The organism is Ruegeria sp. BI11, from assembly GCF_056538005.1.
Map to the genome: position 1 here is coordinate 166,369 of NZ_JBQFSM010000002.1, position 16,218 is coordinate 182,586.

Annotated in this window: 14 protein-coding genes; 3 read left to right on the top strand and 11 right to left on the bottom strand. The window is 54.6% G+C overall.

Annotated features, from left to right (window positions below):
- Positions 1–118: 118 nt before the first annotated feature.
- Both ACR0DT_RS05630 and nhaC read right to left on the bottom strand, forming a co-directional pair.
- A complete protein-coding gene (locus tag ACR0DT_RS05630) occupies positions 119–1,135 on the bottom strand; it encodes a GlxA family transcriptional regulator (protein ID WP_480709813.1) in 1,017 nt (338 codons plus the stop codon).
- 72 nt (positions 1,136–1,207) lie between these two features.
- Entirely contained in the window at positions 1,208–2,680 is a 1,473-nt protein-coding gene (gene nhaC / locus ACR0DT_RS05635; protein ID WP_480709814.1) for a Na+/H+ antiporter NhaC, read from the bottom strand.
- A 613-nt stretch (positions 2,681–3,293) separates the two neighbouring features.
- Between nhaC and ACR0DT_RS05640 the strand changes: the two genes are divergently transcribed.
- The 3 genes from ACR0DT_RS05640 (at position 3,294) to ACR0DT_RS05650 (ending at position 5,342) form a co-directional block, all read left to right on the top strand.
- Positions 3,294–3,746: a carboxymuconolactone decarboxylase family protein gene (locus ACR0DT_RS05640; protein WP_480709815.1), complete on the top strand. Its 453-nt coding sequence runs from the start codon at positions 3,294–3,296 to the stop codon at positions 3,744–3,746.
- Between the two features lie 5 nt (positions 3,747–3,751).
- Positions 3,752–4,660: a sigma-70 family RNA polymerase sigma factor gene (locus tag ACR0DT_RS05645; RefSeq protein WP_480709816.1), complete on the top strand. Its 909-nt coding sequence runs from the start codon at positions 3,752–3,754 to the stop codon at positions 4,658–4,660.
- A 307-nt stretch (positions 4,661–4,967) separates the two neighbouring features.
- Complete coding sequence (locus tag ACR0DT_RS05650) at positions 4,968–5,342, top strand: nuclear transport factor 2 family protein (protein WP_480709817.1); 375 nt, start codon at positions 4,968–4,970, stop codon at positions 5,340–5,342.
- Here the strand turns inward: ACR0DT_RS05650 and ACR0DT_RS05655 are convergent.
- From ACR0DT_RS05655 to ACR0DT_RS05695, 9 genes are all read right to left on the bottom strand, one after another.
- Positions 5,339–8,605 carry an adenylate/guanylate cyclase domain-containing protein gene (locus tag ACR0DT_RS05655; protein WP_480709818.1) on the bottom strand — a complete coding sequence of 1,089 codons (3,267 nt, stop codon included), beginning with the start codon at positions 8,603–8,605 and terminating at the stop codon, positions 5,339–5,341. The two genes, ACR0DT_RS05650 and ACR0DT_RS05655, sit on opposite strands and share 4 nt — an antisense overlap.
- Positions 8,606–8,775: 170 nt before the next feature.
- Positions 8,776–9,516 (bottom strand): tetratricopeptide repeat protein, encoded by a 741-nt coding sequence (locus ACR0DT_RS05660; protein WP_480709819.1) that lies wholly within the window; start codon positions 9,514–9,516, stop codon positions 8,776–8,778.
- 155 nt (positions 9,517–9,671) lie between these two features.
- Entirely contained in the window at positions 9,672–10,379 is a 708-nt protein-coding gene (locus ACR0DT_RS05665) for an IS6 family transposase (protein WP_480709820.1), read from the bottom strand.
- A gap of 88 nt (positions 10,380–10,467) precedes the next feature.
- On the bottom strand, positions 10,468–11,454 hold the full coding sequence (locus tag ACR0DT_RS05670; protein ID WP_480709821.1) for a type II secretion system F family protein: 987 nt from the start codon (positions 11,452–11,454) through the stop codon (positions 10,468–10,470).
- A gap of 14 nt (positions 11,455–11,468) precedes the next feature.
- Entirely contained in the window at positions 11,469–12,437 is a 969-nt protein-coding gene (locus ACR0DT_RS05675) for a type II secretion system F family protein (RefSeq protein WP_480709822.1), read from the bottom strand.
- Positions 12,434–13,825, bottom strand: coding sequence for a TadA family conjugal transfer-associated ATPase (locus ACR0DT_RS05680; RefSeq protein ID WP_480709823.1), 1,392 nt, complete (start codon positions 13,823–13,825; stop codon positions 12,434–12,436). The genes ACR0DT_RS05675 and ACR0DT_RS05680 overlap by 4 nt, the downstream gene beginning before the upstream one ends.
- A 12-nt stretch (positions 13,826–13,837) precedes the next feature.
- The gene (locus ACR0DT_RS05685; RefSeq protein WP_480709824.1) at positions 13,838–15,067 is read right to left on the bottom strand and encodes a CpaE/TadZ family protein; all 1,230 of its coding nucleotides are present in this window, start codon (positions 15,065–15,067) and stop codon (positions 13,838–13,840) included.
- Positions 15,064–15,711 (bottom strand): TadE/TadG family type IV pilus assembly protein, encoded by a 648-nt coding sequence (locus ACR0DT_RS05690; protein WP_480709825.1) that lies wholly within the window; start codon positions 15,709–15,711, stop codon positions 15,064–15,066. Before ACR0DT_RS05690 ends, ACR0DT_RS05685 begins: the two co-directional genes overlap by 4 nt.
- Positions 15,708–16,205 carry a TadE/TadG family type IV pilus assembly protein gene (locus tag ACR0DT_RS05695; protein WP_480709826.1) on the bottom strand — a complete coding sequence of 166 codons (498 nt, stop codon included), beginning with the start codon at positions 16,203–16,205 and terminating at the stop codon, positions 15,708–15,710. Before ACR0DT_RS05695 ends, ACR0DT_RS05690 begins: the two co-directional genes overlap by 4 nt.
- Between the last annotated feature and the right edge of the window lie 13 nt (positions 16,206–16,218).

Sequence of the window (16,218 nt, forward strand, 5' to 3'; positions counted from 1 at the left end):
GACATTTGCCGTACTGGATGTGCCGCATCGCAGCGTTCCCAAAACGGACCTTGGTTGGCTGCAGAGAAAGTACTGGGGTACGTTCAGATTTCCCAAATTATGACTGTTCAGACGCAAATTATTCACGTCTTTCAGACCACCCCCTTCTGAATGAAGTCGGCGCTTCACCGTAGCGTTTCTTGAATCGTACCGTAAGTTGTGTAGCGCTGCTAAAGCCTGTGGCTGCCGCGATCTCCGCAACCGCCATCTCGGTTTCGCTAAGCAATGCGAAAGCCCTCGAAACGCGCAGTTCTATATAAAACTGTACAGGCGAAGTTTCGACATACTTTTGAAAAAGGCGCTCCAACTGGCGACGAGATATCTGCACGGCTTCTGCTATTTCAGAGATATCTAACGGCTCTTCCAGGTTTTCCTGCATGATCTGCATCGCATTGATCAGGTACTGGTTACGACTACCCAACGCCACCGAAAAGGCTGATTTCTGAAGCGTTTTACTATTATTGGACCGAAAGTGGATGCACATGTCCGAAACGATGACCGCCAGATCATTTCCGAAATCGGATTCGATCATGTCCAACATCATGTCGGTCGCGGCATTTCCGCCGCCACATGTCATAAGTTCATTGTCGATCTCATATAGGTTTGATGATGGCTCCAAGTCATCAAAATGTTCGATGAAAGCAGGGTGGTTTTCCCAATGCAATGTGAATCTTTTACCTGACAGAACTCCTGCCTTAGCAAGGGCGAAAGCGCCCGTGCAGATACCTCCCAGATTACATCCAAAGGTTCTTTGGCGGCTGATCCACGACAGGACTTTAGAGTTTGTACTTTCCGCCGGTTCAATACCCGAGCAAACAAACAGCCGCGAGGATCGCGGTAGATTACGCAGGGCATAATCCGGTGTAATTTCAATCCCATTCGAGCAGGTAACCGGATTTCCGTCTTCGGTAATCAGGAACCACTTATACAGTTCCTTGTTTGTAACTTGATTGGCGATCCTCAGAGGTTCCACTGCAGCGCTAAAGGCTAGCATAGTGAGCTTAGGCAGCAGCAGGAAATAAATCTCCTTGGCCGATCCATCATAGTCTATGCGATAGCTGGCCGCACCCTTTGGGACAAAGTTTCTAGGGTCCATATGCTCTCCTCCTACTATCGACCAAGGCGGATGAAGGGCACCAACACCTTATTTGGTGTTGGTGCAGCACGATCAGGCACTCATCTGCGCAACAGGTTCGCCGCTTTCCTCCCAGGAGCGAATCTCTTCTTCGCTCGCTTTAGGTGAAAAGAGCCCGGTCATGGCATAGAAGATACCGATCACCGGTGACAGCCAGCAAGCAAACGCGAGTGGAATATACAGCAGGTTTTCGAAGTTTCCGTCCGCAATTCCCAAGCCAAGTGCAGTGATCACGAACGCCCCACCGGCATTCCATGGGATCAGAGGGGACACCAGTGTTCCGCCTTCCTCTACCGCCCGGGATAGGTTCAGCGGGGAATAACCCATCGCGCGATAGACCGGTGCATACATCCGGCCCGGCAGAGCAATCGACAGGTAGGGATCACCCGCAACAGTGTTGGTCGCGACAGATGTCAGAATGGCCGAGGTTTGAATACCAGCAAACGTTTTCACCTTCGAGATGACAACTTTGATGATGGCCTGTAGGCACCCAACGCGTTCAAGTGCTCCGCCGAAACCCAGGGCCAGCAGCACCAGAGAGATCGTCCACATCATCGACTGGATTCCACCGCGGTTCAGCAGGGGATCGATCTCGGGAACACCTGTATCAATCGAATAGCCGCTGTTGGCGAAGGTGAACGTCTCATGCAGCCCTGCCCCCTGACAGAAGATAGCCATGATGCCGCCCGCTACGGCGCCCGCAAACAGTGACGGGATCGGAGGTTGTTTCATGACGGCCAGCACAATGACCAGAACCGCCGGAAACAGCATGATCGGAGAAATCCAGAACGCGTCGTCCAGCGCGGTCGTAATTGCGTGAATTCGGTCAAACGAAACCTGAGACGTATCAATCAGAGTGAAACCAACGACAAAGTAAATCACCAGTGCAATCAACATCGATGGAACTGTCGTAGGAAGCATATTCCGAATGTGATCGAAAAGGTTTGTCCCTGTCACGGCTGGGGCAAGGTTGGTTGTATCCGACAAAGGCGAGATCTTGTCGCCGAAGAACGCGCCAGAGACCACCGCCCCTGCCGTCCAATACATTGGAATACCAAATCCGGCTCCGATCCCCATCAGCGCCAAACCAACTGTGCCGGTGGTTCCCCACGAGGTGCCCAATGAAACAGAGACAATGGAGCAAAGGACCATGCCTGCGGCCAGGAAAAGTTCAGGCGACAAAATCTTGAGACCATAATAGATCAGTGTCGGCACAGTCCCGCTTGCTATCCACACACCAATGATCATTCCCACTGTAATCAGTATCGACACTGACGGCAGTGAGATATTAATTACGTGGAACACGCCTTCTTCGATGCTGGGCCACTTGTGCCCTAACAGAAGGCCAACGATGCCAGTGATCGCGATCCCGAATGCCAGTGGTATATGCGGGGTAAAGTCCCCGAAATAGAAAAGCTGCAGCCCAAGCACACACAGGGTAAGCACTATTGGCAAAAGGGCCAGTAATAAGCCGGGCTGCCGTATGTTGTCTTCATTCGCAGACATATGGGTCTCCTCCTTTGGAATAATCCAGATCCGTGATGATCTGCGGAAGAAACCAAGTTTGGCGGTGTGAGACTGTCGGTCAGAGCGCACATCTTGTTAGAATTTGCGACATTGGGGCGTCGGATTTCGGCGGGTTCGAATGAATTGAAGACTGACCAATGCGATCACGCTAAACAATTTACCTGCGTTTAGGCCATCTCACCTTCCTTATTGGAGCACCTTACAAATTTTGCTCGAATTGAAGTGGTTCTGTTGGTCACGACCCATAAGAGGCATTGAATAAGTACCGCACATGCTGTGGTCGCAGCCGGCTTAGCGGTCAACCGCTGCGAGTTCAAAGTTACGTGCGCGTCAGAGGCCGGGAGCGCAATAGGGCTACACTTCAAATATCTACATTCAATGACAGAAGCCCTACAGGTTTTATTGCTTGATCCAGTCGGCCTGCGTAATCGCTTGAGTAAAACATTCGCGAAATGCTTAAGAACATTGCGCAGCTCGATTGAGATTCAACTGACCTTCGTACGAAATAAAAACTGATTTTTTGCACATCCATGTCACAAACCCCATGCTTGCTGCGTCCTGTTTCTGTACACCCCTAAAACAGGAGCGCCACATGAAATCCCGCCTCAACCATTTCGCTGTTGCCCCGCAGCTGATGCAGCCAATGCTAAATATGGAGGAATGTCTCAAATCATCGAGCCTGGAGCACAGTCTCATCGAATTGGTAAAACTGCGTGTGTCGCAGATCAACGGTTGCGCATTCTGCATCCACATGCACACCCATGACGCGCGTGCGCAGGGTGAAAGTGAAGACAGGCTTCACTTGTTGAATGCCTGGCGAGAATCATCTCTCTATTCCGAGCGTGAACGCGCCGCTCTTGCCTGGGCCGAAACGCTGACCCGCATCGAGCAGAATGGCGCACCGGATCACATCTATGAAGAGATGGCCGTTCAGTTTTCAGATCAGGAAAAGATCGCCCTGACATTAGCGGTGACAACGATCAATGCCTGGAACCGCATTGCTATTGGCTTTGCAACGCCACATCCTACCGCCAAGGAGGCCTAGGCCGTATGAGTCATATGACTTCACTCGTCAACGACCAGACTTTTGTCGATCTGCGACCGCGCTTGTTTGCGGTCGCCTATCGAATGCTGGGCACCGTAAGTGACGCAGAGGATGTAGTACAGGACGCATTTTTGCGTTGGCAGAAAGTTGATCATGTCAGTGTGAGGGACGCGACGGGGTTTCTGATCCGAACGGTCACACGATTATGTCTCGATCACATGCGGGCCGCGCGTACTCGGCGCGACACATATCCCGGTGAGTGGTTGCCCGAACCACTGATCACAGATGATGACACGGAGCGACTGGATTGGGACGTCTCGGTGGCACTCCTGCTGGCGCTGGAGCGGTTAACGCCTCTCGAGCGGGCAGCCTTTCTACTCCACGATGTGTTCGAGCAATCCTATGACGAGCTGGCACGGGCACTGGAACGCACACCTGAATCCTGCCGCCAGCTTGTCAGCCGAGCTCGGAAACATGTGCAGCGCAGCAAACCTCGAACGCAGGTTGAGCCGCAACAAGGCGAAGCTATCGCGAAGGCATTTTTTATGGCCGCCAAAAGCGGCGACACCGACGTTCTTACCAATTTGCTTGCGCAAGACGTACGATTTGTTTCGGATGGCGGCGGCAAAGTGCTGGCGACACTCAATCCGATTTTGGGCCGAGACAAGGTGATGCGGCTATTGTCTGGACTGGCGCGTAAATACTCTGATCAACCTGACCAACAATGGCAATTCTGCCACCTGAACAATCTGCCATCGATCCTCAGCCACGAAACTGACGGCATTTTGCAAACAACATCCTTGGAGATCGAATACGACTTGATTACAGCTGTTTACGTGGTGCGCAATCCGGAAAAGACTCGTCATCTGTCTTTTGGCGAACACGCGCCCATCTACCTCGGCCTATCTGACTGAGCTGACAACATCGGCCCATACCAGTCATTTGGCGAGATGCAGAATTTCTGCGCCCAAACCCGCATTGCGGACATTCGCTCCAAGCTGCACGTTCTGGGAGCCGACGAATATTCAGCTCGCGGACAATGCCGCCATCGGACGGCTTTCAAGCGGCAATAGGTCTCGGCTCCTTCTCAACCATTCGTTCATTCCGTCTATATCACTATCCATTCGGCAGGTATGCGCCCAGACTTGCGACCTCCGTGACCAGACCCAATCGTGATAGCATGCGCGCCAGAAGAGCGGCTCTGAGGGAAGGAGCATTTCAATGTCGGCAGAGAAGCAACTGGAAGACCTAAAGGCAAGCTGGGCGGCGCTTGCGGAGGGAGACATGGACAAGCTCGCCGGATTCTACGCGGAAGAGATGGTTTTCGTGCTGCCCGGACAGGAGGATGTGTTGCAAGGCCGCACGGCATTCAGGGCTGCGCTGGACGGGATTGGAGAGGCTCTGCCGCCCGGCTTCGACATTAAGGATCTACGCTACTGCCCCGGTGACAACGAGATCGTGAACATCGTGGAGTTCACTTCGGACAAGCTACCGGGAGGTTCACAATGTGCGGTTTTGTTCAGGTTCGGTACCAACGGCCTGGTGGTCGAGGAGCGATGGTACATCGATACCGAGCAGTGGAAGGCTGCGTTTTAGAGGGATGCATCGATCCGCGCGGCGGCGTGCGTAAATCCTATCGCGAGCGCCTCGGTGCGTAAAGTTCGGAGGCGTGCCTTTACATCCTCGCCGCGCCCGTCGCGAGCGAGCGCGCGGCCACGTTCGCCGAAAAACCGGCTCCACGGTAGAGGCTCGCCGCTGGTGTATATCTCTAGCTGTTCGGCGTACCGGTCGGCCTCGTCCCAATCCCCGAGATCGAGGGACACCTCGATAGCGTCACGATAAAACCAGAGCGGATTGTGTGCACCGACACCTTGCACGACGAGTTCCTCTCCCTCCGCCAGGATCTCTCGCTGACGGTCACCGTCACGGGTGACGAGCGCGAGGCTGCCAAGCGCCCGCCCGCCGAGAAAGCGCATGCTGGACTCTGATTGACGAAATGCGTCAACCGCGCTCACGACCAAGCGTTCTGCATTAGCATGGTCGCCCTGGAGCGCAGTCGCGCGGCCGAGATACTCGCGGCCAACATTTTCGAAATTTACCGAGCCGATCCGTTTTGCGGCATCGATGGTGCTCAGCGCCCAGTCCCTGGTTGCCGCAATGTCAAAGAGCTCCAGCGTGTAGATACCGACCAGTAGGGCCACCACCTCGGCGCGCGGATTGAAGTGCGATCTTGCCAGCTGCAGTGCTTCCTCACAGTCCGCGAGGGCATCCTCTGTACGGCAGAGATAGAGCAACGTCTGACCACGCATCGCAAGATTTGCCGCAATCGCGTCGTCGAGGCCGTGCTCACAGCCAAGAGAAACACAATCATCGAACCGTGCGTGGGCCGAGATCATCCGCGCTGCGGCAAACTCGGCGTCACCCAGATTGCCCTGCGCCTGCGCCTCTAGTTCACGGGACCCCGCTTGCCGGGCGAGATCCAGCGATCGGCGGTTCTCGGCAAGACTGGCCGCGGTGTCGCCGCGCACGAAGTGCACGCCTGCCTGAAGCTGGCAAATCCGGGCGCGCTCATTCAGCAGAGGCGCGTCGTCCGCCTCGCGAAGCGCGTTTGAAAGCGTGTCGAGCACGTCGTCGTAGGCCTCAGCGATGCGTTGCGCCTCGGCGACCCCGATGAGCGCCCTGGATCGTTCTGCTCCGCTATCTGTAGCATCATGGGCGGCGCGATATGCTTCGATCATCTGGTCGGTCTTGCCGAGGCGCCTCGACAGATCGCCCAGCAGCATTTGCAGATCGTATTGCTCTGGGCCTGTTGAGAGCTCACTTCCGCGCACCGCGAGTTGCATTGCGGTTTCGTAGCGGACTCGCGCCGCTTGGTCCTGCGCCGCCGCCAGGACAGCGGCCGGAGCCTCAGGCGACTCTGCGCAGTCGAGGTGCTGAGCATGCAAGATCAGATCGCGGGTTCGATAGTGCTCGGCTGCACGCAGATGAAGTTCGCGTCGCCTGTCGCGCAGAATCGACGCATTGACGCCTTCCCGGATCAGGGCATGGGCGAACAGATGCTCCTCACCCTCGAGTCTGACAAGCCGATGCCGGATGAGTGTTTCGCATTCGTAGGTAGGTTTCCCTATCAGATCGCGAAGCGTCGATAGTTCAAAGCGATTGCCGAGGACCGATGCCGCCATGATCGCCTCGCGATCCCGAACCGGAAGCCGGTCGATCCGTGCCAGTACAAGGCCGTGGATCGTGTCCGGCAAATCTGTGCTCTGAACGTGGGATAGGTTGCGCATCATCTGCTCGAGAAAGAGTGGGTTTCCGTCCGAACGCTCAACTAGTCGCCCGAGGTCGATGGCAAGCCCATCGGCCAAGGCCTCGGCAAGCTGAACCGCATCTGCCTCGTGCAGTGGTTGCAACTCGATCGACGTGATCGGGCAGCCTCGGAAGAACCGGGCAAAATCAGGGGATAGTGTCCACCCGTCAATCCGGCTCGTCAGCGTAAGAATTGCCGGACAATGGGACAGGTCCGCCGCCAGTCCAGAGAGGACGTCAATCGTTGCCTGTTCCGCCCAGTGCACATCCTCCATCACGATTAGCCGTGGTGCCTTTGCGGCCTGCGCTGCGATAAGCGCACCAAGCGTCACGCCGATGCCGGCGAGCCGTTCATCGCTCGGCATCTTGGAATAGATCCGCTGCAAGTGATCAGGCTGTGGAAGATCAAGCAGGTCGTTTAAGAAAATCAAATTACCCGCGGCGATGCTCCCGTCAATGAGAATCTGGTCAAGCACTTTGCGGCGTTCTGCTGCATCTGTCTGAAGCGGTAGCCCCAACAGGGTCGAGGCTAGGTCGCGCAGAACGCGTGGGCCACGAGCAGCACCAAAATCGACAATGTGCAGACGGTGAGTTGCAAATCCCTGTGCATCGGCGATCCCAATATATTCCTCGGTCAGTCGCGTTTTGCCGATCCCAGCCTCGCCGCGCAGAAACACGATATGTCCGGACCCGTCTGCTCGGACGCATTCGGTGATGGACGTGAGCTGGCTTAGTTCAGCGGCGCGGCCAACAAACGGCGTTGCGTAATCCGTTTGCTCCGATTCCCGGAAACACTTGAAGGCCCAAATCGGAACTTCCGCATCGAACCCCTGCACCGACGCCTCGCCTCGTGACGCAAAATCAGCAATCTGCGAGGTCGCTCGGTAGACCGCTTCAGACACCAGCGTCTCTTCAGGTGCCGCTATGTCGTCAAGACGGGAAGCCAAGTTCACGGTATTGCCGGTTACCGTGTACTCGACATGTTGCTCGCTGCCCGTCCGGTTGGCGACAACTTGACCGGAGGCGATCCCGACGTGGGCGCTGAGATCGAGACCCAGTCTATCGGACAGGTTGCGGATCGCATCGTGGATTTCAGACGCTGCACGCAGCGCCCGTTCAGGATCATCGGAGTGGGCGATCGGTGCGCCGAAGACGGCCATGACACAATCGCCGATGTGCTTATCGACCCTCCCTGCGTAGTTCTCGACGACCGCGTCCACGGCGGCGAAGTAGTTATTCAGAAGCTTGTGTGCTTCCTCCGGGTCCAGACGAGCTGAGAGCCGCGTGTAGCCTGTCAGGTCCGCGAACAGCACCGTGACCTGCCGTCTTTGGCCAATAACCGCTCCGGCACGGTCCGGAGTCACCTCGGCCGCTGTTGCCGCGGCATCGTTGACGGCCTTGAGGATCTTTTTTCTGTGACCAAGCAGCACACCGATTGAGGCCAGATCCGCGTCGGTCAATTCAGGCAACGTGTCGATGTCTATCGCGTTCTCCTCGAAGACCGCGACGTACCTGTCTAGACCAAGCTCCCTAAGCCATTCAGTGATCGACATCCGGAAAACACCCGAGGATAGAACCCAGTGCGACAATAACAGACGCACGAAAGGATGTCGTCGCTTCCCTATGGGCGACGAAATAGAGGCGGTGCACGAATAGCAAGTGTGCCCGAATGAAAATCGGTGCCAGACTTGGCACAACTCTATGCCGTAGCGCTTCCTGTCGGTCAGCCTGCACTATCCTCCTGTAATGGGGCAAACCGTCCCTCGGGCATGTCCACAGCTCTGTAGGCTTCGACGAAAGGTAGGATGTGTTCATCCGGCCGCGCAAAGCGCCGATACATCCAGACAACGTCGGCAATTTTTATTCCCGGACGAATCTTGTTGAGCCTGTCCCGCGCGGCAATGGCGGCGTCGCGCGGACCAAGTTCAGCCAGAATTGCGACCTCTATGGAGACCGACCACCAGATGTCCGGCTGTGCCCCCTTGCGATAGGTGCTCAGTGCTGTTTCATAATCTCCGTTCAGGAAATGATACTCGGCCAGCGCCTGATACCAGTTTGGGTCTGCTGCATTTGGGTCAAGCGCTATTGCATTCTCAACAAGCGCAGCGCCCAATTCCAGACGCCCGGACCAAATAAACTCATAACCGATTTGCCCTTGCAAATAACGATCTGTCCCCAATGCAAGCGCTGTTTCGGCGGACGAGAAGAACCCGTCAAGATCGCGCTGAATCTGAAGCACAAGCGCCAGAAGGAAGTGACCGCGGGCAGAATACGGGTTCAGGGACACTGCGTTCCGCGCCGCCTCTTCCGCGCGTTGGATTTTCTCGTCCTGCGTCCCCGGATACAGCCCGGTGAAAAGCTTCACATCCGTTAGCAGCGCCTCGGCCAATTGCGCCCACCCGCGCCAATATTCGGGTTCGTCTTCAACAACACGTAGGATACAGCCGCGGACGCGCTCTTGCATATCCCGTCGGTTCAGGAAACCAACGCGCAGCAGGGAACATTCATAAGACGAGAGATGCTCCGGAGGTTTCGCACGCGCATGACCTGCGTGAATGCGCTTGATGGTGCTGTCAGACGAATTCGAAACAGTCTCAGTTTGCCGCCAAATCCGCGAACTTATCCGGAATAAAGTTGACGCCACTCGGTAAGAGCGGCGGTGCGCGTCAGCTTGAAGGTGTCTCGGCTGGTTAGCGGTCTTTTCTGGTTGAAGTGGTTGTAGACGGAGGAATGGACGGAGGCGAATTTCTGCAAACTTCGCATTCTCCTGAAACGTTGCATGGCGCGTTCTCTTCGTCTGAAAGGCAGGTGCGAATTCTCAGCGCGGTTGTTGAGCCACCTGCCCGTCTTTTGTGTTTCGAGCGCGCCCAGCTCTCTGAGCGCGGCTCTGTATGAGGCGAAGCGATCCGTGACGACGGTTTCCGCTTTGCCGTGCCGCTTCATCAATTTCTTAAGGAATTTCAGTGCTGCAGCTTTGTTTCGACGTTTGGTGACAACGGCTTCCAGTACCTCGCCTTCTTGATCGACGGCCCGCCAGAGGTAGTGTCTCTTGCCATTCACCTTCACAAAAACTTCGTCCACGTGCCACTTCCATTTCGAAAATGCCCGCAGTTGCTGGACTCGCTTCCGCCTTATCTCTGATGCAAACATCGGACCGAACCTGTTCCACCAGTACCGGACAGTTTCGTGGCTTACATCGATGCCTCGCTCATGAAGCAGATCTTCGACATTCCGAAGCGAGAGCGGGAAACGGATGTACAGCATCAAAGCAAGGCGGAAGATCTCGGGACTGGTCTTAAAGTATTTGAAAGAGGCAGGTTTGGTCATATGCAAAAGCTACGCAACCGCCCTGCCCCGCTCAAGCAAAGTTCTTCTGACAAGACCGTTCCTTCAATTCCCAGTCTAAAGCCAACGCTCACCCAAACATGTTTATCCACCGGATCACCATTGGTGAAAGGCAGATCAGCAGAAGAACGGGCATCATACACATGGCCATTACGGCTGACATCTGCACTGGCAGTCGGTTGGCTTTCTCCTGCGCGCGAAGCTCGCGATCCACGCGCATGTCGGTGGCAAACCTGCGTAGTGAAGCAGAAATGCTGGTACCGTATTGATTGGATTGCAGTAAGGCGTTGGCGAAAGAGTTGACCTCATCAATGCCGACGCGTTCCGCCATGTCCATAAAGGCAGCCTCACGTTCCTTACCTGCTTGCAGTTCCAATTGGAGTATCGTGAACTCTTGCGAAATCTCCGGTGCCGCATGTGCCATCTCGTGCGACACTCGCACCATTGCAGCGTCAAATCCCAACCCAGCCTCTATTGCAACCTGCAACAGGTCCAGCGCATTCGGAAGGCTGTGTTCGATAGCCTGGCGGCGCTTTCTTATACGGTACCGCAGCCAAAGGGCTGGGCCGTAGAATCCAACTACCATCAAGCCGGTGACAATCTGCAGCGCGTTCACCCAGGTGATGCCCTGCAAAACATTGGCAATCCCTAGCTGAACCTGAGTTTCCAGCGGCAACGCCAATGCCATAACGAAAGCGGTCGGCAGCACAAACCCCATAACCAAACGAAACAAATAAAACGATCTGATGGCATGTCTGCGCTGAATACCAGCCTGCTTTAACATTCTACCAATTCGGGAACGTTCGCGTTTCGACGAGGGCACAAATGCTTTGAGCAGACCATGAGGGTCGCTGTCATCCCCCTGGATGAGGTCAAAATCTGCTCCGTATCCCCGAGAAATCGATCCGACTCGCATCCGGCGCGCGGCCGTGTCATCGGTTGCGGTCATGCCAGAGATTCCGAGGATTACAAAGAAAACACTTACGGCGATCCCGCCCAGTACAAGATACTGAAGTGGAAGGTCTTGGCCGTTCAGAAAGTTTTGAAAAAATTCCATTATTCCGCTCCCACTCAGAATTTAAATTTGACAAGCCGCTGCAGGATAAGCCCTTGAGCAATTGTCAGGCCGATGATCGCACACGCGAAATATGGAAACAGCGGATCATTTCGGACATCGCCGTAGAACGAGGGCGTGGACATCTCGATTGTGAAGTAGATAAACACCGGCAAGATCGTGAGAATTAGGCTGCTAAGACGTCCCTCAGCAGAGATTGCCTTGATCTTTTTTTGCATGGTTTGCCGGTCTCGGATGACCTGGGACAGGATGCTGAGGACACGGGCAAGGTTGCCACCGGTTCCGTGCTGAATACCGATGCTGACGGCAAGATAGTTCGCATCCTCTGTTCCGACGCGTTTCGCGAAATCCTGAAAAGCTGTTGCAACGTCGTCGCCATAGTTAATCTGGTCTTGAATAATGCCAAACTCAGAACCAATCGGATCCGGAAGATCCGTCGCCACATTTCCAACAGTTACCGCCACGGGGTGTCCGACTTTCAGGCCGCGGGCCATAAGATCCAATGCATCCGGCAACTGTTTCGTCAGTTTTTTGGATCGGGCATCCTTCATGGCGATCAGCACCAGCACCGGCAGAACGGCGCTCAGAACGGCACTCAGAACTAGGGCAATTTCCGGGGCGAGGAACTGCGATACCGCGACAAAGACCGCTACGGCCACACAGGTGGCAGCGAGGACTATCCAGATTGGGCTGATCGTTAATCCAGCCTGAACAAGCAGACGACGAAAACGGGCGATTAGGCCGGGTTTTTCACCGGGCGCCGTCATTGCAGGATCACGCAGGAGTTGCAGAACCTGATCGGTCGAAGCCCCGCTTTGGATCAGCTTCATGCGGCGGTTTCTGGCCTCACTGATAGACTCCTTGCGTAGGAAAAGCTGCTGCAATCCTTCGTAGGCAAGAAGGATTCCAAGAAAAATCGAAATGTAGAACAGAATGCTCAGGGTGTTTGGTTGCAGGTCAATCATGACGACATGGCCCCGCGAATAAACATGTTGGTGTCCACGTCGATCCCGGCGGCGATCAGCTGATCGAAGCATTTTGGACGAATGCCCGTAGGTAGGAACTCTCCCAAAACCTGTCCGTCCTCGGATTTACCACGTCGTTTGAAAACAAAAATGTCCTGCATGGTGATCGTGTCATCCTCCATGCCGGTAATTTCCGAGATGCTGACGACTCTGCGGGTGCCGTCACTAAGGCGGCTGAGTTGGAGAACGATCTGTATCGCCGAAGCTATCTGCGACCGGATGGTTCTGACAGGTAAGTCAGCGCCGAGCATTGTAACCATCTGCTCGACCCGGCTTAAGGCATCACGCGCCGAGTTCGCGTGAACTGTCGTCATCGACCCGTCATGACCCGTGTTCATGGCTTGAAGCATGTCAAAACACTCAGAACCACGAACCTCGCCCACAATGATGCGGTCGGGCCGCATTCTTAGGGCGTTACGGACCAGATCACGTTGGGTGATTACACCTTGCCCTTCCGCATTTGCAGGGCGGGTTTCCAAGCGAACGACATGGTTCTGCTGAAGCTGTAATTCGGCAGCATCTTCGATGGTAACGATACGTTGCTTGCCGTCGATAAACGATGACACCGCGTTCAGCATTGTCGTTTTACCCGTGCCGGTGCCGCCTGAAATAAGAATATTCAATCTTGCTTCGACAAGCGCCTCAAGGAGTTTCGCCGCTTGATCATTCATGCTTTCCTGATCAACAAGCTTTTTTATTGTCAGTGGGTTACGAGAAAACTTGCGAATTGACAAAGCGGGCCCATCGACTGAACACGGTCGGATGATCGCGTTGACACGACTGCCGTCTTCCAAGCGGGCGTCGACCCAGGGTTGAGACTCGTCAATGCGCCGACCAACCTTGCTGACGATCTTGTCAATAATTCTCAACAGATGGCGCTCATCACGAAACCTTACATTTGAATGCTCCAGCAAGCCGAAACGCTCGACGTAAACACTGTCATACGAATTTACGAGGATGTCGTTGATGGTCGGGTCTTCCAGCAGTGGCTCCAAAGGTCCCAATCCCATGACTTCGTGGATCAGTTCGTCAACCAGCGCGGTAAAAGCTTCGGACCGCATATGCATGTTTTCAGCTTCGACCAGACCGGTTACCAGAGATGCGATCTGGCGTTTCAATTCCGAACGTTCGACCTTATCGATTACTGAAAGATTTAACCGGTCCAGAAGCTCACCATGCAGGCGGCTTTTGAGTTCCAGATGAGCCTGCAGGTCGGTGTCCACGGGATCAGGAGCCACCTTGGACTTGGCGGGAATGTCAATGGGTCGTTCCAGTGTCAGCACGTTCGACTTGGAAGCAACCTTACGTGATCTAAATTCGTTGAACACGGTGATCTCCTTTTATGCTTTATTCGTTGCCACTGGCCGCGTGTCAGCCGAAACGGCAGCGGCCAGTTTTGCTAAGGCTTTTCCAAGATCCGATTGCGGTTTCATGTCCACAACGGGTCGTCCAAGATCGACGGAATTTCTTGCAACTTTCGGATTGTCCGGTAGCCAGTGTTTCAGGCTCGTTTCCAATACCTTTTCTGCTTCGCGGACATGCGAAGACCTGATCAAGGTGCTCCGTTCTCTGTTGACCACGACTTCCACCGGAAGGCCGACGTTTGCCTCGCGGTAAAAATCAATCAATCGCCGCGCCTGTCGCACGCATGGGACAGTGGTATCGGTAATCAAAGCCATCTGTGCGGCTCGTTTGAAAATGGGTTCAACCCATTCAACAACGGCGCAGGGAAGGTCGATGATGATATAGTCATAACGTTGCTGCAGCCGACCCAGCATCCCTTCGATCAGATCAGGGCGTATCGATTGCAATGGCACCATCGGAGCAGGCGCGCACAGTACGTCGACGCCAAGTCCATGCTCTTGCAGGATCGAAGACAGAAAGTGATCATCAGGAATTTCGGAGTTTTCAATGAGCTGAAGGAACCCTCCGTTATCCTCGATATCCAGAAAAACATTCGAATTTCCGAACTGAAGATCAAAATCTAAAAGTGCTACACGATTTTTTGCGGACTTCCGGAAGAAAGATCCCTTTCCGCCGACAAGAGAGCACGCCAGGTTGACAGCTACTGTTGTAGCCCCGATACCGCCGCGTGCCTTTGCGACCGGTATAACCTTGCCTAACGCCGACGGACCATCAGCAAAAGTTGTCTGTGAAACCGCACGCGCATTTAGTTTTTCATTGACAGCGGTTTTCAATCCTTCGCCATCAATCGACAGCGGCAAAACCTCATCAATACCGATCTTGTACAACTCGCGCGCTTTGGTGATCGACAGATCATTCTGAGTGAGCGCAACAAACAAGGTGTCATCGTCGCGGTGCGTCAGGACGGCCTCGATAGCGCGGAGCTCTCCTGTGTCATCAGGGTCGATTTCAAAGATCACCAGATCATGTTTGAATGCAATATCGAGGGCAGTTCCATTCAACATCTGAAACGATGCCCCGTTCCTGGTGACTTTATTTTCCTCATTTTCGGGAAAGACATCCGCAACCAGCTGCGCGATCTCTGCGCTTTCCGAAACAAGCATAATGGCCTGTGATTTCGGCGTGAAAACATTCTGATCTCTCATCCTGACTCTCCTAATGCAAGGTCTTCAGCAGGCAGCGAGACGCTGAAGTTTGAGTAACCGACTGTCGAAGATATTGTGCTGTTAGTTGCGCCCGCGGCATTTGCCAGCGCGGCCAACGGTGACACGAATTGAAAATCATTAAGGTTCAATTCGACTGAGACCATGGGGGTATATGGACCACCTAGGAAACCCAGATTGGGGTTGAAGTCATAATGAAATTGTAAGTTGTCTATTGTGGCATCGGGGGGCAAAAGCGGGCTAATCCGGGCCCAGATTTCCGAGGCCGTAGCATTGGTTGCGACACCGGAACACGAAGGGGTTTGAGGATCCGCACAAACCCCGGCCGAGGCACTGCAGGACGTGCCAAACCGCGGTGACAAAGTAGAGGTTCCCCGCTGATGCGTCGTGGGTACTCCGGGGCACGCAGGCGGTCGAACGATTGCAATGCGCACTGCAAGTTGCGAGGCTTTTTGAGCATTCGCAACGCTATAGGACATGCGACCGAAATCCAGTAACGCCATGAATAGGAAGAGAAACAGGGAAACGACAATGGCGAACTCGACAAGAACGCCGCCTCTTTGATCCCGAAGAACTTTCTGCCCTCGGCGAAGCAAGTGCGTGCGGATATGAAGCAGACCTTTCATTGCCCAAAAATCCGTGAAGTGTCCGAAACGTCAGTCGTCACCGAAGACAGCCCGTTGCCAAAGAGAGACAGGATTCCGCCCATCGGAAACTGAATGGTGATGTTCGCACTGACCGTACCGACGGGCGCCGGGTTGACCCGATAGGATCCTGATACACAGGACAAGCTGGGTGTCACCGAATTGACCGTTATGCTGGGTGGGAACAGGCCGTTGGCATTTTTGTCGTCCTCGACGATGCCCTTCAGAGTAGTAGTGAGTCCCGCAACCGAGCCACCAGAGGTACAGATATCTGCCGGAGTGACTCTGGACAGATAGCGACTGGCGTCGCGAACGCCTGCTATGACCGATTGGTATGACCACATCATACGTGCAGATTCCAACGTGACCGCCAGCAACAACAGCATAATTGGCATGACCAGGCCAAATTCCACGAGGATCGCGCCATCATCCTTTTTTGCAAAGCGTTTGAGGGATTCTGCGAGGTGGGTTTTCATGATCCTGCGTCCC